Origin of the sequence: Pseudomonas sp. NLJ1 (genome assembly GCF_049486705.1) — a bacterium.
GTDB classification, from domain to species: domain Bacteria; phylum Pseudomonadota; class Gammaproteobacteria; order Pseudomonadales; family Pseudomonadaceae; genus Aquipseudomonas; species Aquipseudomonas inefficax.
In genome coordinates, this window is the sequence record NZ_CP137735.1 from 1,467,077 (window position 1) to 1,487,500 (window position 20,424).

Sequence of the window (20,424 nt, forward strand, 5' to 3'; positions counted from 1 at the left end):
GCACCATGTCCGACGCCCTGTGGGCCGCCCGCGAAGGCGACGCGCTTATGCACACCTCGATGCTGGCGGACATTGTCGGCGGTGTACTGGAAATCGCCGCCACCGTGGCCATCGGCGCCCTGGCCACTGCCGCCGTGGCGGCAGCGTTCGGCTTGACCGTGGCCACCGGTGGCCTGGGCTGCTTCGTGCTGGGCGCGGTGGTTGGCCTGGTGGTCGGTGTGGTCATGGCCAAGACCGGCGCCGATACCGGCCTGAGCCGATTATGCGAGGGCATCGGCAATTTCCTGTTCCCGCCGTCGGTGCAGGCCACCATCATCAGTGGCTCGCCGAACACCCGCACCAACGGCATGCGCGCGGCACGTGCTGCCGGCATCGTCACTGGCCCGCCGGCACCGCTGGAGCAGGCCGGCGCCGAGGCTGGCGAGGCGAAGGAAGAAAGTTTCCTGGACATGGCCAAGGGCTTCTTCTCGCAGATGTGGCGGCCGACCGTGGCCACGCCCGCTGCCAATACCTTGCCAGCACCGGACGACAAGGTACTGTGCAGCAAGCACCCGCCAATGCCACCGCAGTACCTGGCCGAAGGGTCAAGCAAGGTGCTGATCAATGGCCACCCGGCCTGCCGCAGCGGTGACCGCAGCACCTGCGAAGCGGTGATCGTCGACGGTGGCCTGGTATCGAGCAACGTGCGCATCGGCGGTGAACCGATCGTTGTGCGCGAGATCCGCAGCGGCAAGACGCCGGGCATCGGCCTGGCAGTGACCGCGCTGATGCTGCTGCGCGGGCGTGGCGGCAAGTTCTACAGCAAGTTCGGCTGCATGCTGGTGGGCGGGGTGAGCAGCGTCGTAACCGGCCAGGTGACCAGCGCCCTCACCCAGGCCATGGCCGGTTCGCCCAACCCGGTACATGCGGCGACCGGCGGCAAGGTCCTGTGTGGCGATGAAGACCTCGACTTCACCGTGCAGGCCACCCTGCCGATCGCCTGGCAACGCCTCTACAACAGCCACGACGAGCGGGTCGATGGCTTGTTCGGCGCGGGCTGGAGCCTGCCTTACGAAGTTTCGGTAGAGGTCAGCGAAGACGATCACCTGGTGCTGGTCGACGAGCAGGCCCGCCGGGTGGACATGGGCATCATCACCTTGGGTGATGCGGTGTTCAGCGTCGGTGAAGGGCTGAGCGTACGCCGGGCGCACAACGGCGAGCTGCTGACCGAAAGCCGCGAAGGCGAGTATCGGCTGTTCCAGCCGACCCCGGGGCGGCCTGACCGACTGCGCCTTAGCCAGATCGGTGATCGCAACGACAACCGGATCTACCTGGACTACGACAACCAGGGCCGCCTTTGCCAGTTGCGCGATACCTTCGACCAGGTGCGTGTCCGGCTCGGCTACAGCGAGCAATGGCCACAGCGAGTGAGCCACGTCGACTTCCACGCGGCGAGCGGCGAATCGCAACGCTTGGCCAGCTATGGCTATGACGCCAACGGTGACCTGGCTCAGGTGCTGGATGGCGCAAGCCAGCCGCTGCGCGGCTTTGCCTACGACGCCGCCCGACGCATGATCGAACACCGTACTGGCGGCGGCCTGTGTTGCAACTACGAATGGGCGCAGCATGAGGACGGTTGGCGGGTGGTGCGACACTGGACCAACGGCGGCGACAGCTACGCCTTCGAATACGATGTGGCCGCAGGCATCACGCGGGTGACCGACAGCCTTGGCCGCGTCGCCGTGCGCCACTGGAACCCGCAGTATCAGATCACCGCCTACACCGATGCACTCGAGCGGACCTGGCGCTTCGAATGGAACGACGAGCGCCAGTTGCTCGCGGCGAGCGACCCCATGGATGGACGCTGGCAGTTTTTCTACGATGAGTCGGGCAACCTTGCCGAAACGGTCGACCCGCTGGGGCGTAGCGAGTCGACCGAGTGGCTCGAGCATTGGTCGCTGCCTCGCAGCCAGACCGACCAGGCCGGCCACCGCTGGACATTCGCCTACGACCAACGCGGCAACTGCACGCGCGAAACCGACCCGCTGGGCCAGCACACACGGTATCGCCATGACAGCCAGGGCAACCCTGTCGAAATCATCGATGCCAATGGTTCCAGCCGCCACCTGCGCTGGAACGAGCAAGGGCTGCTGGTCGAACAGCGGGACTGCTCCGGCTACCTGACCCGCTTCGCCTACGACACCCTGGGCCACTTGCGATCGATCACCGACGCCCAGGGCGAGCGCACCGACTACCAGCATGACAGCAAGGGTCGCTTGCGTAGCGTGACCTTGCCCGATGGCCGCAGCGAAGCGTTTGCCCTCGATGCCAGCGGCTTGTTGGTTCAGCACCTCGATCCGGCAGGTCACGTTACCCAATACCGGCGTAACCGCCGCGGGCAACTGGAACTGCGCACCGATGCGCTCGGCCGGCAGGTACGCTACCAGTACGATAACCATGGGCGCCTGCTCGCGCTGTACAACGAAAATGGCGAAGCCTACGGTTTCGAATGGGATGCAGGCGACCGGCTGATCGCCGAACGCGACCTGGACGGCGGCTTGCGGCGCTACCAGTACGACCCACTGGACAACCTTGTCCAGGTGACCTTCCTGCCTGCACCGGGCAGCGCAGAAGCGCCCATTATTCATCGCATGGCGTATGACGCCGGCGGTCGCCTGCTGACCCGCCATACCGATGAGGGACGCACCGACTACTGCAACGACGCATTGGACAACGTGGTTGCGATCCGCCGTACCGCCGTGGATGGCCAGGTCGAGGAACTGGGCTTCGCCTTCGATGCACTGAGCCAGTTGCTCGAAGAACACAGCGCGCAGGGCAGCGTGCAGTACCAGTACGACCCGCTCGGCAATGTCACCCGCACGCGAGTCCCCGACGGCCGCTGGATCAACCGCCTGTACTACGGCAGCGGGCACCTGCACCAGATCAACCTCGATGGCAAGGTGGTGTGCGATTTCGAGCGTGACCGCGTACACCGGGAGACGCTGCGTCTGCAGGGCAACCTGGCGATTCAACGCCAGTACGACCGTGGTGGGCGCCTGCGCACTCTGCTGCGCCGCCCGGCAACCCAACCCAGCCAGCTGCCGGCGCCAGACCAGCAGCGGTACCAGTTCGACGCGGCCGACCAACTGGCCGTACGCGAGGTGCAGCACCCCGGCAGCGGCTATTTGCAGGCTTATCAGCATGATGGCTGCGGCCATGTGCTGGGGCGCCAGGACAGCCCTGCCGGCCAGCGCGAAGCATTCCGCTACGACCCGGCCGGCAACCTGCTCGACCCGCTGGCGGCAGGTGCCGGGCTGGTCCGGCACAACCGCGTGCTCACTTTCGAGGACAAGCGCTATCGCTACGATGGCTTCGGTCGCCTGGTGGAAAAGCGCAGCCGCCGCCGCGGTACGCAGCATTTTCGCTACGACGCCGAGCACCGGCTGGTCCAGGTGCGCAACCTGCAACCCGGGCGGGAACGCATCATCGACATGCGCTACGACCCGATGGGCCGGCGCACGGAGAAGATCGAATCGACGCTCGACGGCCAGGTGGTCGGCCGCACCCGCTTCAACTGGAGTGGCCTGCGCCTGCTAGGTGAGCAGCACAACGGCCGGCAGGCGTTGTACCTGTATGAAGACGATGGCCACGAACCGCTGGCCCGGGTGGATGGCCTGGGTGCTCACCAGCAAGTGCTGCATTACCACAATGACATCAACGGCCTGCCGGAGCAGTTGACCGATGACACCGGCGAGGTCGTGTGGTCGGCGCGCTACCTGACCTGGGGCGCAAGTTGGGATGAACAGCGCGCCCCCCGCCTGCCGGAAGAACAGAACCTGCGCTTCCAGGGCCAGTACCTGGACCGCGAAATCGGCCTGCACTACAACCTGTTCCGCTTCTACGATCCGGAGATAGGCCGCTTTACCCAGCCTGACCCGATTGGTCTGGCCGGTGGTTTGAACCTTTACGAGTATGCGCCCAACCCGTTTACCTGGATCGACCCATGGGGGCTGCTCAAAGAAGGCGAATCCGCAGGCTTCGGCACCGATGCTCATAAAAAAGACGGCCACGATGCCCATGAAATCATGCGTCACAAGTTCATGCAGGACAAAGGTATCGCCACGACTAACCGGGTAAAAGGCAACCCGGCAATGGCGCTCAAGCGTAGCAACCACACCATGGTTCACGACGAGGAGCGCCGCTTGCGAGCACTACGAGGACTGGGGCCAAACCAGATGCTCAAGCGCGGCAAACTGGAAATCCGACTGATGTCCGAAGCTATCTACAACACATTGGTTACCCGTAATATCGTGACCCAGGACCAACTCCGCACCGCCAGGCGGCTAGCCCGGTCATATGCAAAAAGCAAGGGATGTTATTGACGTGCATTCAATGAAGATCGTGTTTACCGAAGAAGACAAAGGCTTCGGTCAGGTGGGTGGCAGCGTCCGCATGGACGACCCAGGCTTGTGGCCTTTGTCGCCCGACACCCAGGAGCCGATGACGCCTCTGTGTACGGTCACGGAAAACTTCCTGCCGGCTAAAATCTTTCCGCCCGGCATGGCTGCCACGGTATTCATCACAGCTCGAAAACAGCGCGCCGGCGGCTTCAAGCAATCCGTCGTCAGCCACTACTCACTTCATGAGCAAGCGGAGCTACCCGGTATCCACAATGGTTACGCACGGTTCATTCTCCACCGGCTGTGTGAGGAGGAGTTACCAGCCCCGCCTGGAGCGCTCTTGCTGGAGCGCCGTTTTATCGACTTCGAGCCAATGACCGAAGAGGAATTCGCCGAAGAGCACGATGACGAGGACTCCGGTCTTGGCATCAGCAAGCAACTCGGTCGAGCAGCCTGGATGCAAGATCCCATCTATGTTCCAAGCCGGTACCTGCTTCTTTTACAACTGACCGACTACGAAATCAGCCGCTGGGCCCCACAGCAGGAAGGGATCTTCCTGGATGGCATCGGTTACATCTATCTGGACAAGCAAGCCCGACGAAAAAACCAAGGCGACGAAGCCGGGTTCTTTTTCGTTCAGTACGCCTGAATGGCCGAAAGAACATGCCTCTGATATGAACATTTACTATTTAGACAACCTGCCATCCCCTTGGGGAGACTGGGGCGCGGCACTGCTTCAGGGGATGATCGCCTGGGATGAAGATACCGACATAGACAGCATCAAGCGCGCCGGCGATGAACAGGCCGACTTTTTCAAAGGCGATGTTTATCGTGGGTATTTTCTGAGCGAATGCGCCAAGGAATGGCTGGAAAGGCAATGTCCAGGATGCTTTACCTTCACCCTGCTTTCCTGTGCGTCATGAAGAAAATCGTGCTGTCCCAACAAGATCGCGGCTTTGGCCAGATCGGTGGTGCGCCTTTGCTCAAGGACCTTTCCCTGTGGCCGGCCAATCCGCAAACCGGTGGGCTTATGACGCCCATCATGACCCTTACCGAACAATTCCAACCGGCCCGGTTCGTCCCGCCAGGCATGGCTATCACCGTTTTCCTTGCAGTCGAGCAACAGCAGGACGGTAGCTTCAACCGCCCACTTCAGCGTCGCTATACGGTCAATCAGCAGTCTGAACTGCAGAGCGTCATCAGCGGTGGCTTTGCCCGGGTCATCCTGCATGAACTCGCCAGCCAGCCCCTGGAGCCCAGCACCCCGCCCTTGCTGCTGGAGCGAGCGTTCATCGATTTCGAAGAGATGACCGACGAGGAGCATGACGAGGAGCATGAGGATGAGGACAGCGGGATCGGCCTGAGCAAACCCAGCGGCCGCCCCTGCTGGCTGCAGGATCCGATCTACGAACCACCGCGCTACATGTTCATGATGCAACTGGTGGACGCCGACGTGGCCAAAGCCAGTCCGCAACATGTTGGGCTGTTTGGCGAAGGTAACGGCTTCCTGTTCGTGGACATGCAGGCGCGCCGTGGCAAGGAAGGCGATGACGCCGGGTTCTTCTTCATTCAGTTCACCTGAATCAGTCCAGCTGCCGAGCCCTCAGCGCCTGCGCCAGCATGTCAATGAAGGCCCGGACCTTGGCTGAACCGTACTTGCTCTCCCGGTGCAGTATATGGATCGGCCAAGGCGCCTCTTCATAATCGGCCAGGATCACCTGCAGCTGCCCGCTGGCCAATTCATCTGCGACCTGATACGACAGCAGGCGGGCAATGCCCAACCCGCCGCTGGCCGCAGCGATCGCCCCGTCATTGCTGGTCACCATCAAGCGGGGTTTCATGCGCACCAGGGTCGGTTCATCGGTTATTCCGAAACGCCAGCCGGCTCGCGGCGACAGGTTTGTGGTACCGATCACCGCATGTTCCGCCAGGTCGGACGGGTGCTTTGGCACGCCATGACGCGCCAGGTATTCGGGAGAGGCGCACAACATGCGTCGGACCCTGCCCACCCGCAGTGCTTTGAGCCCGGAGTCGGGCAAGGGGCCGATACGAACGGCCACGTCCATGCCCTCCTCTACCATGTTGACGATGCGGTCGAGGAAGTAGGCGGAAACGTCAACCTCAGGGTACTGCTGCAGGTAGTGGACGATGCACGGCATGACGAACTTCTTGCCGAACAGGATGGGCGCAGTGACGGCCAGGTCGCCCTTGGGCGTAGCGTTGATGCCGGCGGCGGCTTCGTTGGCCTCGTGGATGCTGGCGAGGATATGCCGGGTATCTTCCAGGTAGCGGCCACCGGCTTCGGTCAGGCGCACGCTACGGGTGGTGCGCAGCAGCAGCTTGACCCCGAGTTGCTCTTCCAGGGCGCTGACGGCACGGGTGACCGCAGCTGGGGAGATGTCCAGGCGGCGGGCAGCGGCGGCGAAGCTCTCCAGCTCGCCTACGGCGACGAACACCTTCATCAGGTGGATCTGGTCCATGCGGGCTCCTGGGATTGTGAGGTGCCGGGATTATCTTTCATCTGGGCATTTTGTGTTGCCTGTGCCGGCCTTTTCGCGGGCTTGCCCGCTCCCACAGGTCATTCACCATCCCTGAGGGCAGTGGAGTACCTGTGGGAGCGGGCAAGCCCGAAGGGCCGGGACAGGCTACTTACAGATCCAGCACCAACGCCTGCGCCCCCTCCTCCGACCGGGCCGGCACGGCACAGCAGATCAACACCGACCCCGCCTCCGGCAGCTCGGCCGGCAGGTTCGGGTAATGCACCTGGCCACTGACCAACCGGGTCTTGCAGGTACCGCACGATCCACCTCGGCAACTGAACTCCGGCGCCAGCCCACGCGCCTCGGCCAACTCCAGCAGCGTACCGCTACCGGGCGCCCAGCGCGCCTCCTTGGCCGAAGCCGCAAAGTATACCGGCACCGGCTCGCTGGCCGCCGGCGGCTGTTGCAGGGTGGGCTGGTCATCGTCGGTGTGCCGCCGAAGCGTCGACGGGCCAAAGGCTTCGGCATGGATCCGTGCATCCGGCACATGCACCCCGCGCAGCCCTTCATACAGGTCCTGGGTAAAACTGCCCGGGCCACACAGGTAGAAATCGTAGTCGTCCAGCGCAAGCGTCGTCTTGACCTGCTCGATACCCAGCCGACCGGCAAACTCGTAATCACGCCCCACCAGCGCATGCTCTTCCGGCTGGCTAAGGGCGCGGTGCACGTGCAGCAGGCCGCCAGCCTGCTGCCGCAAGCTTGCCAGCTCCTCACGGAACGGCAGGTCGGCCAGGCTGCGCGCACCATGGAACAGATGGATGCACCGTGCCCGCCCCTTGTTCAACTGCTCGCGCAGCATGGCCAGTAATGGCGTGATACCCACACCCGCGCCGATCAGCACCAGCGGCCGTGTGCTCTGCTGGTCCAGCGTGAAGCTGCCCATCGGCGGGCGCACGTTCAGCACATCGCCGGGCACGACACGCTCATGCAGGTGCCGCGAAGCAGGACCCTGGGCTTTGACGCTGATGCGCAGGTAGCCGTCCGAAGGCGCGCTGGACAGGCTGTAGGTACGGATCAGTGCTGCCTCGCCGTCGAGCTGGACTTGCACCGGAACATGCTGCCCTGGGGCAAAAGCCATCGCACTACCTGCAGGAGGCTCAAGGTAGAACGAGCGGATATCGCGGCTTTCCTGCTCCACCCGCAGCACACGCCAGGCCTGCCATTGGCGCTGCTGTTGGCGTTGCTGCAGGCGTATGTCGGCCTCGGCCCAGGTGCCGGTCATCAGGCTGGTCGGCGCGTACTCCTTGAAGGCCCAACGCAGGGAAACGGCAGCCGGGCGCCATACCACCTGCTCTACCTCCAGCGTCCACAAGCGCTCGGCGCCTTCGAACGCCTGGATGGCCGGGCTGTCCAGCAGCAACTCGGCATGCCCATAGAGCTGCAACACGTTGCCGTTGCTGAAATCGATGAACAGCAACCCTGCTTGCGGGTTCACCAGCAGGTTGCCCAAGGTGTTGAAGTGCAGGTTGCCAGCATAGTCGGGAATGGTCAGGCGGTTGCCTTCGACCTTGACGAACCCGGGCCGCCCGCCACGGTGGGAGACATCCACCGAACGCTGGCCGTCGTCATGCTCGACATAGCTGGCGACAAAGAAAGTATCGGCTGCCTGGATAATGCTGACAGCCGAGGCATCGAGTGTCGTCGCATCGACACGCCCCTGGGCGGGTTCTGCGACGCGGGTGTAGTCACGCAGCTGGATGTACTGCGGGCAGTTGCCGAACGACTGCTCCACAGTCACCTGCAGTTGCCTGTCGCCGGCCTCGCGAATCTGCCCGTTGAGGCGGTTGCGCCGGCGAGTGTGCAGTTCGATCCCCAACAGGCCGACCGCCTGCCCGGCTGCCAGCCCCGGGGTAGCGGGATCGTCTGCCGGCAGTTGAGTGTCGATCGTCAGCTGGCGCGGGTCCGGCGAGCTGACGAAACCTTCCGGCCCTTCCAGCAGCGTCGCCCAGGGCCGCCCCAGTGCGTCCACGCTGGCAGCGACCATGAATGGCAACTGGTTATAGAAAATACGATGCTGATCGGGCATGTAGTCACGAATGACCTTCTGCCCGAACGCCTCCATGCGCTCCGCGACACCGGCTTTTTCCTGCAGGGTCTTCTCTCCCGCATGCCAGGGGGAGGAGTGGTGGTCCGGGTTCTGTTGCATGGCGGCGTTCCTCGCAGTGGCTGAGCGTCAGGCGCTGGTCTGCAGGCCGATCACGGTGCGTGGCATGGGCACGAAGCGCGGCAGCGCCTCGATCCGCGCCAGCCAGCCGCGTACGTTGGCATAGGGCTCCAGCGACACATTGCCCTCAGGTGCATGGGCGATGTACGAGTAGTTGGCGATATCGGCGATGGTGGGTGTGCTACCCGCCAGGAAGGGCCTGTTGGCCAGCTCGGCGTCGATCACTTTCAGCAGGGTGTGGGCGCGGGTAATCACTTCATCGGTGTTGAACGAGGCACCGAACACCGTGACCAGACGCGCAGCAGCAGGGCCGAAGGCCAACGGGCCGGCAGCGACCGAAAGCCAGCGCTGGACGCGGGCGGCGGCAGCGGGTTCCTCGGGGAGCCAGGTGCCGTTATCGTACTTCTTGGCCAGGTACACCAGGATGGCATTGGAGTCGGCGACCACCGTGCCGTTGTCATCAATGACCGGGACCTGGCCGAACGGGTTGAGGGCGAGGAAGTCCGGCTGCTTGTGCGCGCCTTTGGCCAAGTCGACGAACACCAGCTCGGTGGGAAGGTTCAGCAGCGAGAGCATCAGCTCGATGCGGTGGGCGTGGCCGGACTTGGGGAAGTTGTAAAGCTTGATCGGGTTCGACATGGGCTTGGCTCCTCGTCAGCACCGGGATGGGCTGGTGGAGCACATGCTGCACTGGTTCGACTGACAGCAGAATCCGCGTGGCGGGGAAACCATAATTTCGCGAGGCGGAATAATGCACTCAGGCTTCTGCCCTCTTCGCGGGCAAGCCCGCTCCAAAAGCATTACACCCTCCCGTGGAAGCGGCTTTAGCCGCGAAGAATCCAACACGGTGCCTGGCACCGGCTGCGCCGGTGTTCGCGGCTAAAGCCGCTCCCACAGGTCCCTGCTAAATCAGAGAAATCAACCCAATCGCTGCTGCCGTTGGTAGAGGTAAAGAACATGCACAGCATCAACCACCAACGGCACAGTGGCCTGGTGTTCTTCGAGGCTCATCTTGTCCAGGACGGAAAAATTTTCCTCCGAACCGTGCAAGGCAATAGCGTCGAGATATTCTTGAAGATGGGCAGGTAATTCTGTCCATCGTCCCAAACGAACACCCCGCATGTACCCGAAGCACCACTCTTCAAGCACTACAATTTCGCCCTGCGCAGTATCTCTGACCTCAAAGAACAGATTCAGCTCATCCGTGGCTTCGCTGAGCATAATCGCGACGGTGTTGTAAAACTTGATGATCAAATCCGTGTAGCGCTGAGCCTGGGCCTTGCTTTTGAACCGAGGCAGTTTGCCGCCAGAAACCTCCGGCAACCACTCACTTGGTGGCAGCAGATGCGGCGAGCTGCATAGGGCATTCACAAAGCCATCGAGTTCACTGACATCAAGTATCGCGTCATCATTGCCATACTTGAAAAGCAGCTCTCCCAGCTCGTCCAACTCCTGGTCGGTGATGGGGTTACTCATAGAGGTCAATCCTGCAGCCGGTGGTAACGGTAAAGCTTGCGTGCCGCCTCGGTCACCTGAGGCACGCAGGCCTGGATATCCGCTTCGCTCATCTGGTCCAATAGCTCGAAGTTGTCCTCCAGCCCATGCAGCGAAATGGCCTTGAGCAGTTGGTCCTGCTCCGGCGGCAGCTCGGCCCAGCCGGCGACCTGGGTGCCGCGCATGTAGCCAAAGCACCACTCCTCCATGATGATTACATTGCCCTCTTCGCCTTCGCTTTCTTCGAACAGCGGCTCAAAGTGGTCGACATCGTCGCCCAACTCCTCCGCCACCTGGCTGGCATAGCGCAGCATCAATGCCGTATACGCCTCTTCATGCGCCGGCTTCTTGAATTTCGGCACCTTGCCGCCGGCCACCGCAGGCAGCCACTGTTCAGGCATGACGGTAGTCGGCGAGCTGGCCAGGGCAGTGAAAAAGCCATTGAGCTCGGCCAGGTTGAGTACCGAGTAGTCATTGCCGTAGGTGATCAGCAGGTCTTCAAGGCGGTCGAGTTCTTTTTCGCTGAGAGGGGGGAGCATGGCGTGGACATCCTGGGAAGCAAAAGTGTGTGCACCCTAGCACAGCAACGTCCGAAGGGCTGCCCGCGCTTGCAGCTACGCGGGCAGATTATCTAACGTGGCAACCAGCCATGCAGCTGCTGCTGCCTGCCCGTGCCGATCAACAGCCACAGCAAAATACGACATTTGCGCGGGCAGAGCTGCCCGCCCATGTGTACCCCCTTGGCCTGCAGGTCGATCTCGGCTCCGGTAAAACCGTAGGAGGCCGAGGCTGTGGGACCACTGCCTGTGCGGGTGGCAACAATCACAGGCAAGGTGGGCGCGAGATGGCCAAGCACTTCGGACCAGCTAGCGGAAACGTGACCGGCACCGAAACCGGCTATGACCAGTCCCTCATAGCCCAGTGTCGCTACAGCCTTCAACAACGCCGTATCTGCGTCCAGGCACGCTTCCAGCATTGCAACCCGATGCTCGGTACGATGCGGTAACGGCAGCACCACTCGTGGGACTGGCGGTTGACGATATACCACGACACCTTCCACAACATCGCCCAGTGCTCCGCACCCGGGCGATTCGAATGCAGCCATCGCGAGGCTTGCCGTCTTGCGAACCCTTGCAGCGCAGTGGACCTGATCATTCATCAGCACCAGAACACCGCGACCACGACTGCCAGGCGCCAATGCCACCTGCGCCGCAGCCAGCAGATTGGCCGGGCCGTCGTTGCCCGGCTGGCTGGCCGCGCGCATGGCACCGGTCATTACCAATGGCACATCGAACGGCCAGAGCAGATCAAGGAAATACGCCGTTTCCTCGAGGCTGTCGGTACCTTGGGTCAGTATCACCGCGTGTGCTCCACGAGCCACCTCGCCCCGGGCCCAGGCCAGCACCTCGAGCATCGCCGCAAAGCCCAGCGAGGCACTGGGGAGCAGGCCCAGAGTGACAGCCTCAAGATGGGCCATCTCACGCAGCTGTGGCAACTCGGCCAGTTGCTCAGCGCAGTCAAGCTTGGGCATCACCCCGCATTCGCTTGCACTTGTCCGCATACTCACCGTCCCTCCCAGGCTGGCGATCGACAACCTGGGCAGGTTTGCATGCGCTTTCATACGCCACCTCCAGCAAGCAGCCCGACCAGCGGAACGATCGCCAGTGTGCTGATGGCCATCGACACTACATTGCCGATGTAACCATGCATGTAGGCTGGCAAGCGCTGACTGATGGCCACTGCCAACGGTGGCGCTACCAGCGCACCCAGCACTGCACTGGCTACGACCACTTGCCAGCCTCCACCGTGGGTGAGCACAGCGGCAGGGACGATCGAGACGATGGGAATGTAAGTGGGGTACCAGCCTCGCGCCTGCCATTGGCGACGCCAGAACACGACACCTACCAGTGATGCCAGCGCCTGCCCGGCAACCATCGGAATCAGCAGCAGCGAACCGTAGACCGGCGCAGCGGGGGCCAGCATGTAAGCCAGAAACACCCCCAGCAGTAGCCCGAGGCTGGCCAGTTCATTGCCGAAGAATGGCGCTTCGCTGAAATCGGCCAGTACACGCCGCAGGGTCCAGAACACACCGTAGTCGGGTTGGGCCGCAACGGGTTCATGTGTGGTGGGCGGATGGCTGGGCCGTACCCATGATGGAAAGTGCCAGCACAGCATGAACGCCACCACGCTTGCCAGCGCCATGCCACTTACGTTGCCGACTACCACCGGCAACTGCAGGGGATAGCACAGGTAGTTGACCATCAGCAGGCTGGCTGGTGTTACCAACAGCGCTCCCAGCAGTGCGCCGCTGATGGTCACCCGCCAACCCGCACCAAACAACAGCACCATGGCTGCTGGCAACGATACGAAAGCAACGAAGGTCGGTTGCCAGGTGCCACTGGCCAATGTCCATCCCCACAACGCGTGACTGAGCAACAAGCCCAGCAGCGAACTGGTGAACACCCACGGCCATAATCCGCTGCCGTAGCAGATGGCAAAGCCGTGCCAGCGATACCCGCGCACGTGGGCCCAGTGCGCCAGGCAAGCTCCCAATAGCAAGCCCAGGGCAGGCAACTCATGCTTGTAGAAGGCCACTTCGCTGATATCACCAACTATCCAGCGCAGGCGGCTGAGCGGCTGATCGAGCGTCGCGGCCAGTTGCGTGTAGTCCGGCCATTGGCCCTGTACGAGGCTGGCAACCAGCAGCACCAGCAGACAGGCAAGGATCAACACCGACGAACGCTGCCGGTTGGGGAAGAGTAGCGTTTTCATGTGCAACTCCTCAGCGAGGCATAGGTGCATGAAGGCGATAGCCAAGCGTCGCATCGTAAAGATCGGTGCGCCTGTCGCGCGGCAGGTCGTTGAGGCTGTTCCAGATCGGCGCCGAGCGGGCGCTGCTGAGGTCGACATCGGCGTAAAGAATGCACTCCTCCTCTGCATTGGCCACCTCGCCAATGGGCCAGCCATTGGTACCGGCAATCAGTGAACAGCCAAGGAAGCGACCGCCCCGCTCGCTACCTATGCGGTTGGCGGCAGCGATGTAGAGGTTGTTGGCGTGCGCCGCTGTCATGGTCAGGTAGGACGCCATGCAGCGCCCTGCTTCATCGAACAGCGGTGGTGGCGTCCATACCCAGTTGTTCAGGCTGCAGATGATGTCGGCGCCTTGCGCGGCCATCAGCCGCGGCACTTCCGGGAACCAGATATCCCAGCAGATCAGCAGGCCGATACGGCCGATCGGTGTCTCGAACACTGGGAAACCCAGGTCGCCAGGGGTGAACCAGAGCTTTTCCTGGTTCCACAGGTGGGCTTTGCGGTAATGCCCGAGCAAGCCTTTCGGACCGAACAGTACGGCACTGTCGTAGAGTTTCAGCCCCTCGCGTTCGGCAAAACCCGCAGCCAGGTAGACCTGGTACTCCCGGGCGAAATCCGCCTAGGCTTTCAGGCTGCGACCCTCCTCCAGCATTTCGGCATGGGCATAGGCCTCTGCCCGTGTGTGGAAGGTGTAGCCGGTATTGGCCAACTCGGGTAGCACGATCAGGTTGGCGCCTTCACGCGCCGCGCACCGGGCCAATGCCAGGCCCTTGCTAAGGTTGCCATCGCAATTCTCCAGCCCGACCTGAGGGTCGTACTGGATGACGGCGATACGTACAGGGCTGACGGACGTGCAATGTTCGGACATGGCGGCTTCCTTTTATGGTTGTTTTGGAAGGGCGCCAGTAAAGCGGGGTTGGGCTGGGGAGTGACAGTCGGGGAGTTCCTATGGGATCGAAGGACAAGAGAGGTCTTCCAGTAGGAAATTCCCCACAAAAACTCCCGGATGCAGCTATTTCCCAGCTTGATAATGTGGGTAGTGGTTCAGGGTAAAGCCACCGTTGAACGATGCCGATGTTCTGTTGCACAGGTTGATGACCGCATCGAGCGCCGTGCGTAGACACGGCTCGGTCCAGCCGGCGTCAACAGAGAAGGACTCTCCAGCCAGATACAATCCTGAACTGGCACTCAGATCACGGTTGTACTTCATCAGGCTCACTGCATCGTAATAGGTCCCAGCCCGATACAACTTTGCGCAGCCAAGCGCGTTTCGATCAGTCATCCAACGCTGTATGCGAATGTTGCGGGTATCGATATAAGGCGATATGGGTTCAGCCACGTTGCTGCAGCGAAGGAGGATCCGATCGAGTTCCTTCACGCACTTGTGGGCAAGTTCCTCATCTGAGAACGCGGCCAGTTTCGTTGCATCGTCTTCCCAGGTGTAACTGAGCAGGATGCAGTCATCAGCGTAATGGTCGTTGTAGCGATAGGCATAGACATCGTGAACGAAACTGTCAGTGACCAGAATTTGCGGAAAAGCTAGGTTGCGGTCCAGGAAGCTCTTCTTCAGCGGGGCATAGACCTTACAGCTCGTCTCCCAGTGAGCATGCTTCCAGGCATCCAAGATCGTCTGCGGCAACATCTGACGGCTGAAACCGTCGAGGCGGATGTTGGTTTCGATCAGCCAGGAAGGGATGGTCAAGATCACACTGTCGAAGTCTTCATATTGGACGTTCCCCTGCACCGGATCACTGCAATGCCAACGGTATCCGACCCGTATGCGACCATCCTCCAGCTTTTGTAGGGAACAGACCGAAGTGTCGGTTAGTAACCCATCATCTCGTTGCAGCAGGTGGTCACACAGCGAGGAGCCGCCCATCCCGGCGTCCAGAAACATGAGGCTTTCGTCCATCGCCGCAAGCCCGATATAGGCGGGCCCCTGAAACATCAACCCTTTACTGTCAGGGACGCTGCTGGCTTCAAGATGGGGCGCAACGTAAGGCATACCGTCCTGGTCAACACGCCCATGCACCAACTGTAGGTGACTGCTAAAGCCAAAGATTGCTGTGCGCAGCGGGTACAGGCAGCAGACATCATAAAACGCTCCCCAGCTACCGTCTCCAATCCCGATTGAATAGAAGATGGCCGACTCGTCGCCACTCATACCTAGACCACCAAAATCACCAGGGTTTGCAGGGTCCCAAGCCGCAAGAGCTGGTAAATGCACCAGATCTCTAAACGATAATCGATGGTAGCGCTCGACGATCGCCGACCACATCGATTCCCAGCTTTCAGTGCCATAACCCGCTGCAATACGCTCGGCGAACTGCTCCGCAAAATGGCGCCATTTATCGTAGACCTGCTGAAGCATCGCAGTGGGGGGTGGTGTGTTTCCTTCAGGATTGCGCCAGACCAACAGCACAGGGTCTCTATTACCCTCTAATTGCCCGTCACGAAGATATATTCCAGTGGCATTCACCCAAGGTGTCCCGGGATTTGGAAAATCGGAAATTCGTAGCTCGAACAGCTTGGCGTAATAGGCCATAAGCGAGCGCCCATCTTTCGGGGGTTCGCCAGTCCTGTTGAAGAACGGCATGCGCATGGCGCCCATTTCAAAAGGGGTTACAGGCTGCTTTTGATTTCCTGCGTTATTTACCAGCGTGAGATGGCGCCCGCCCACACGCCTGGACTGCTCGATCAAAGTGATACGGGTAAAGCCGCAACGTAGCAATTCACGGGCTGCAGTTAGCCCGGTAACACCAGCACCGACAATACAGATCCGATGATCCGGTTGAGTGGCGCATGCGACTCCGCCCTCTTGTTCGAGTAGACGCCGATAATCAAAGCAAAGATCAGGAGGATTAGGGTAACGCGCAGCCCACGGCTTTACGGGCAGGGATGGCTCGATAGTCAGATCAGCAGGATGGTTGTGTGTAGAGCCGATGGTCATCGGTCTCGTGTTCTCTATGAGTTGAGAACATGAGAATGATCAATCACGAGATGCGTGAAGAGGTTGTTAATTAGCACCAACCGGCCACCGCAGGATCGTGAGATCGCTGTGATGGCCGGATTGATGTCAATAAAGCCGTTACGCCTTACACCGCCAGCGCGCGCTCACGCAGCTCGCTGTTGAGGATGCGGTCGTTTTCGCTGTAATCGACCGGGCAGTCGATCACGTGCACGCCCGGGGTCTTGATGCAGTGTTCGAGCAACGGCAGCAGGCCTTCGGCGCTTTCCACGCGGTGGCCGTTGGCTCCGTAGGCTTCGGCGTACTTGACGAAGTCCGGGTTGCCGTAATCCAGGCCGAAATCGGTGAAGCCCATGTTCGCCTGCTTCCAGCGGATCATGCCGTAGCCGTCGTCACGCAGGATCACCACGGTGATGTGCATGCCCAAGCGTACTGCAGTCTCCAGCTCCTGGCTGTTCATCATGAAGCCGCCGTCGCCGCACACCGAAATCACCGGGCGGTCCGGGTGCACCAGGTGCGCGGCCATGGCCGATGGCAGGCCGGCGCCCATGGTCGCCAGGGCGTTGTCCAGCAGTACGGTGTTCGGCTTGTGCGCCTTGTAGTTGCGGGCGAACCAGATCTTGTAGATGCCGTTGTCCAGGGCGACGATGCCTTCGGACGGCAGCACGCGACGGATGTCGGCAACCATGCGCTGCGGGTACACCGGGAAGCGGTTGTCGTCGGCACCTTCGGCGATCTGCGCTTCGTTGGCTTCACGAATCGCCATCAGGCGGGTGAAGTCCCAATGGGTGATGTCGGTCAGGGCTTCGCTGATCTGCCATACGGCGTTGGCGATGTCGCCGATCACTTCCACCTGCGGGAAGTACACGGCATCGACTTCGGCGGAGCGGAAGTTGATGTGGATGACCTCGGTGCCACCACGAACCATGAAGAATGGTGGTTTCTCGATCACGTCGTGGCCAATGTTGACGATCAGGTCGGCAGCTTCGACGGCGCGGTGCACGAAGTCACCGGACGACAGTGCAGCGTTGCCCAGGAAGCGCGGATGGCGCTCGTCGACCACGCCTTTGCCCATCTGCGTGGTGATGAACGGGATGCCGGTCTTGTCGATCAGTTGCTTGAGGACCTTGGCAGTCATCTTGCGATTGGCCCCGGCACCGATTACCAGGATAGGGCTGCGGGCTTTCTGCAGTTTTTCCACGGCGGCTTCGATGGCCTTGTGCTCGGCCAGCGGACGGCGGCTCAGGCTAGGCGGGATCGGCAGGCTTTCGGTCTGCTCGGCGGCGATGTCTTCCGGCAGCTCCAGGTGGACCGCGCCCGGCTTCTCTTCTTCGGCCAGGCGGAAGGCTTCGCGCATACGCGCCGGGATGTTGTCGGCGGAGGCGAACTGGTGGGTGTACTTGGTGATGGGGTCCATCATGCCGCACACATCGATGATCTGGAAACGGCCCTGCTTGGACTTCTTGATCGGCTTCTGGCCGGTGATCATCATCATCGGCATGCCGCCCAGGTAGGCGTAGGCGCTGGCGGTGACCAGGTTGGTGGCGCCAGGGCCAAGGGTCGACAAGCTGACGCCGGTCTTGCCGGTCAGGCGACCGTAAGTGGCGGCCATGAAGCCCGCGGACTGCTCGTGACGGGTCAGTACCAGCTTGATCTTCGACTTGCGCAGGGATTCGAGCAGGTCGAGGTTTTCTTCACCGGGAATGCCGAACACATACTCGACACCTTCGTTTTCCAGGCATTGCACAACGACATCGGCGGCCTTGGCCATCTTGCTTGCTACCTCAAGTGATGGGACGGTGAAAGTCCGGAAATGCACAGCACGGTACGCTGGCATCGCTCGGCCCGGAGACAGGAGTGCTCCGAACCAAAGTCTTGACGTAGGGTGGGCGCGGGAAAGTCACGTGAATGTGACGGGAATATTGTCGCAGCCGGGGTATTTTGCGGTCGTTGGGCAGCGGAGATTAGAACCGCCCGAAGAAGGCAGCGCGGTGGATGGCACCGGCTTTGCCGGTGTTCGCGGGTGAACCCGCTCCCACAGAGAAGGGTTGTGCAGGCCTGTGGCTTCCGGGCCACAAAGACAAAACCCCTACCTGCATGAGCAGATAGGGGTTTTGCGAAATGAATCTTGACGATGACCTACTCTCACATGGGGAAACCCCACACTACCATCGGCGATGCATCGTTTCACTGCTGAGTTCGGGATGGGATCAGGTGGTTCCAATGCTCTATGGTCGTCAAGAAATTCTGTTGCCAGAATGTCCAGATGGACAGCCCAGCGAATTCGGATATGCGATATTTGTGGTGCTTTTGTGAGCAGTGCGAACTTTCGGTTCGTTTCGTCTTCACCACCACAATCTGCGTAGCAGATTGCTTGGGTGTTATATGGTCAAGCCTCACGGGCAATTAGTATTGGTTAGCTCAACGCCTCACAGCGCTTACACACCCAACCTATCAACGTCGTAGTCTTCGACGGCCCTTTAGGGGATTCAAGATCCCAGTGAGATCTCATCTTGAGGCAAGTTTCCCGCTTAGATGCTTTCAGCGGTTATCTCTTCCGAACATAGCTACCCGGCAATGCCACTGGCGTGACAACCGGAACACCAGAGGTTCGTCCACTCCGGTCCTCTCGTACTAGGAGCAGCCCCTCTCAAATCTCAAACGTCCACGGCAGATAGGGACCGAACTGTCTCACGACGTTCTAAACCCAGCTCGCGTACCACTTTAAATGGCGAACAGCCATACCCTTGGGACCGGCTTCAGCCCCAGGATGTGATGAGCCGACATCGAGGTGCCAAACACCGCCGTCGATATGAACTCTTGGGCGGTATCAGCCTGTTATCCCCGGAGTACCTTTTATCCGTTGAGCGATGGCCCTTCCATACAGAACCACCGGATCACTAAGACCTACTTTCGTACCTGCTCGACGTGTTTGTCTCGCAGTCAAGCGCGCTTTTGCCTTTATACTCTACGACCGATTTCCGACCGGTCTGAGCGCACCTTCGTACTCCTCCGTTACTCTTTGGGAGGAGACCGCCCCAGTCAAACTACCCACCATACACTGTCCTCGATCCGGATAACGGACCTGAGTTAGAACCTCAAAGTTGCCAGGGTGGTATTTCAAGGATGGCTCCATGAGAACTGGCGTCCCCACTTCAAAGCCTCCCACCTATCCTACACAAGCAAATTCAAAGTCCAGTGCAAAGCTATAGTAAAGGTTCACGGGGTCTTTCCGTCTAGCCGCGGATACACTGCATCTTCACAGCGATTTCAATTTCACTGAGTCTCGGGTGGAGACAGCGCCGCCATCGTTACGCCATTCGTGCAGGTCGGAACTTACCCGACAAGGAATTTCGCTACCTTAGGACCGTTATAGTTACGGCCGCCGTTTACCGGGGCTTCGATCAAGAGCTTCGCTTGCGCTAACCCCATCAATTAACCTTCCGGCACCGGGCAGGCGTCACACCCTATACGTCCACTTTCGTGTTTGCAGAGTGCTGTGTTTTTAATAAACAGTCGCAGCGGCCTGGTATCTTCGACCGGCATGGGCTTACGGAGCAAGTCCTTCACCCTCGCCGGCGCACCTTCTCCCGAAGTTACGGTGCCATTTTGCCTAGTTCCTTCACCCGAGTTCTCTCAAGCGCCTTGGTATTCTCTACCTAACCACCTGTGTCGGTTTGGGGTACGGTTCCCAGTTATCTGAAGCTTAGGAGCTTTTCTTGGAAGCATGGTATCAACCACTTCGTCGCCTGAAGGCAACTCGTCATCAGCTCTCGGCCTTGAAATCCCGGATTTGCCTAAGATTTCAGCCTACCACCTTAAACCTGGACAACCAACGCCAGGCTGGCCTAACCTTCTCCGTCCCTCCATCGCAATAACTGGAAGTACAGGAATATTAACCTGTTTTCCATCGACTACGCTTTTCAGCCTCGCCTTAGGGACCGACTAACCCTGCGTCGATTAACGTTGCGCAGGAAACCTTGGTCTTTCGGCGTGCGAGTTTTTCACTCGCATTGTCGTTACTCATGTCAGCATTCGCACTTCTGATACCTCCAGCAAGCTTCTCAA

13 protein-coding genes, 2 rRNA genes and 1 pseudogene (1 of these 16 running past the window's edge) are annotated in these 20,424 nt (G+C 60.6%); 4 read left to right on the forward strand and 12 right to left on the reverse strand.

From position 1 onward, the window contains the following. Nucleotides 1-5 precede the first annotated feature (5 nt). Genes R9B85_RS06520 through R9B85_RS06535 form a run of 4 tightly spaced genes read left to right on the forward strand, consistent with a single transcriptional unit; the run spans nt 6 to nt 5,961 of the window. Nucleotides 6-4,361, forward strand: coding sequence for an RHS repeat-associated core domain-containing protein (locus R9B85_RS06520; protein WP_423770911.1), 4,356 nt, complete (start codon nt 6-8; stop codon nt 4,359-4,361). 10 nt (nt 4,362-4,371) lie between these two features. Next, entirely contained in the window at nt 4,372-5,028 is a 657-nt protein-coding gene (locus R9B85_RS06525; protein WP_423770912.1) for a hypothetical protein, read from the forward strand. Between the two features lie 25 nt (nt 5,029-5,053). Further along, nucleotides 5,054-5,302, forward strand: a complete 249-nt coding sequence (locus R9B85_RS06530; RefSeq protein ID WP_207879231.1) for a hypothetical protein — start codon at nt 5,054-5,056, stop codon at nt 5,300-5,302. 8 nt (nt 5,303-5,310) lie between these two features. Further along, nucleotides 5,311-5,961 carry a hypothetical protein gene (locus R9B85_RS06535; RefSeq protein WP_423770913.1) on the forward strand — a complete coding sequence of 217 codons (651 nt, stop codon included), beginning with the start codon at nt 5,311-5,313 and terminating at the stop codon, nt 5,959-5,961. A gap of 1 nt (nt 5,962) precedes the next feature. Here the strand turns inward: R9B85_RS06535 and R9B85_RS06540 are convergent, their stop codons facing one another. From R9B85_RS06540 to R9B85_RS06595, 12 genes and pseudogenes are all read right to left on the reverse strand, one after another. Continuing rightward, nucleotides 5,963-6,859, reverse strand: coding sequence for a LysR family transcriptional regulator (locus R9B85_RS06540; protein ID WP_112253425.1), 897 nt, complete (start codon nt 6,857-6,859; stop codon nt 5,963-5,965). A 169-nt stretch (nt 6,860-7,028) separates the two neighbouring features. After that, the gene (locus R9B85_RS06545; RefSeq protein WP_112253424.1) at nt 7,029-9,065 is read right to left on the reverse strand and encodes a pyridoxamine 5'-phosphate oxidase family protein; all 2,037 of its coding nucleotides are present in this window, start codon (nt 9,063-9,065) and stop codon (nt 7,029-7,031) included. Between the two features lie 27 nt (nt 9,066-9,092). After that, a complete protein-coding gene (locus R9B85_RS06550; RefSeq protein WP_112253423.1) occupies nt 9,093-9,722 on the reverse strand; it encodes a glutathione S-transferase family protein in 630 nt (209 codons plus the stop codon). 279 nt (nt 9,723-10,001) lie between these two features. Then, nucleotides 10,002-10,559, reverse strand: a complete 558-nt coding sequence (locus tag R9B85_RS06555; RefSeq protein WP_112253422.1) for a UPF0149 family protein — start codon at nt 10,557-10,559, stop codon at nt 10,002-10,004. A 5-nt stretch (nt 10,560-10,564) separates the two neighbouring features. Continuing rightward, a complete protein-coding gene (locus tag R9B85_RS06560) occupies nt 10,565-11,116 on the reverse strand; it encodes a UPF0149 family protein (RefSeq protein ID WP_112253421.1) in 552 nt (183 codons plus the stop codon). Nucleotides 11,117-11,208: 92 nt separating this feature from the next. After that, complete coding sequence (locus tag R9B85_RS06565; protein ID WP_423770914.1) at nt 11,209-12,198, reverse strand: asparaginase; 990 nt, start codon at nt 12,196-12,198, stop codon at nt 11,209-11,211. Beyond that, a complete protein-coding gene (locus R9B85_RS06570; protein WP_207879220.1) occupies nt 12,195-13,349 on the reverse strand; it encodes a hypothetical protein in 1,155 nt (384 codons plus the stop codon). Before R9B85_RS06570 ends, R9B85_RS06565 begins: the two co-directional genes overlap by 4 nt. 10 nt (nt 13,350-13,359) lie before the next feature. After that, nucleotides 13,360-14,256: pseudogene (locus R9B85_RS06575) on the reverse strand (nitrilase family protein). 144 nt (nt 14,257-14,400) lie between these two features. Next, nucleotides 14,401-16,338: a flavin monoamine oxidase family protein gene (locus tag R9B85_RS06580; protein WP_112253417.1), complete on the reverse strand. Its 1,938-nt coding sequence runs from the start codon at nt 16,336-16,338 to the stop codon at nt 14,401-14,403. 145 nt (nt 16,339-16,483) lie between these two features. Continuing rightward, nucleotides 16,484-18,127, reverse strand: coding sequence for an acetolactate synthase large subunit (locus R9B85_RS06585; protein WP_112253416.1), 1,644 nt, complete (start codon nt 18,125-18,127; stop codon nt 16,484-16,486). A 355-nt stretch (nt 18,128-18,482) separates the two neighbouring features. Beyond that, a 5S ribosomal RNA gene (gene rrf / locus R9B85_RS06590) occupies nt 18,483-18,598 on the reverse strand. A 143-nt stretch (nt 18,599-18,741) separates the two neighbouring features. Further along, nucleotides 18,742-20,424, reverse strand: a 23S ribosomal RNA gene (locus tag R9B85_RS06595); it runs 1,210 nt beyond the window's last position.

What these genes read in the sequence shown, in the direction of transcription:
- R9B85_RS06540 (WP_112253425.1), bottom strand. Translation starts at nt 6,859, where the DNA reads ATGGACCAGATCCACCTGATGAAGGTGTTCGTCGCCGTAGGCGAGCTG.
- R9B85_RS06570 (WP_207879220.1), bottom strand. Translation starts at nt 13,349, where the DNA reads ATGAAAACGCTACTCTTCCCCAACCGGCAGCGTTCGTCGGTGTTGATC.
- R9B85_RS06530 (WP_207879231.1), top strand. Translation starts at nt 5,054, where the DNA reads ATGAACATTTACTATTTAGACAACCTGCCATCCCCTTGGGGAGACTGG.
- R9B85_RS06550 (WP_112253423.1), bottom strand. Translation starts at nt 9,722, where the DNA reads ATGTCGAACCCGATCAAGCTTTACAACTTCCCCAAGTCCGGCCACGCC.
- R9B85_RS06560 (WP_112253421.1), bottom strand. Translation starts at nt 11,116, where the DNA reads ATGCTCCCCCCTCTCAGCGAAAAAGAACTCGACCGCCTTGAAGACCTG.
- R9B85_RS06545 (WP_112253424.1), bottom strand. Translation starts at nt 9,065, where the DNA reads ATGCAACAGAACCCGGACCACCACTCCTCCCCCTGGCATGCGGGAGAG.
- R9B85_RS06555 (WP_112253422.1), bottom strand. Translation starts at nt 10,559, where the DNA reads ATGAGTAACCCCATCACCGACCAGGAGTTGGACGAGCTGGGAGAGCTG.
- R9B85_RS06580 (WP_112253417.1), bottom strand. Translation starts at nt 16,338, where the DNA reads ATGACCATCGGCTCTACACACAACCATCCTGCTGATCTGACTATCGAG.
- R9B85_RS06525 (WP_423770912.1), top strand. Translation starts at nt 4,372, where the DNA reads ATGAAGATCGTGTTTACCGAAGAAGACAAAGGCTTCGGTCAGGTGGGT.
- R9B85_RS06565 (WP_423770914.1), bottom strand. Translation starts at nt 12,198, where the DNA reads ATGAAAGCGCATGCAAACCTGCCCAGGTTGTCGATCGCCAGCCTGGGA.
- R9B85_RS06520 (WP_423770911.1), top strand. Translation starts at nt 6, where the DNA reads ATGTCCGACGCCCTGTGGGCCGCCCGCGAAGGCGACGCGCTTATGCAC.
- R9B85_RS06585 (WP_112253416.1), bottom strand. Translation starts at nt 18,127, where the DNA reads ATGGCCAAGGCCGCCGATGTCGTTGTGCAATGCCTGGAAAACGAAGGT.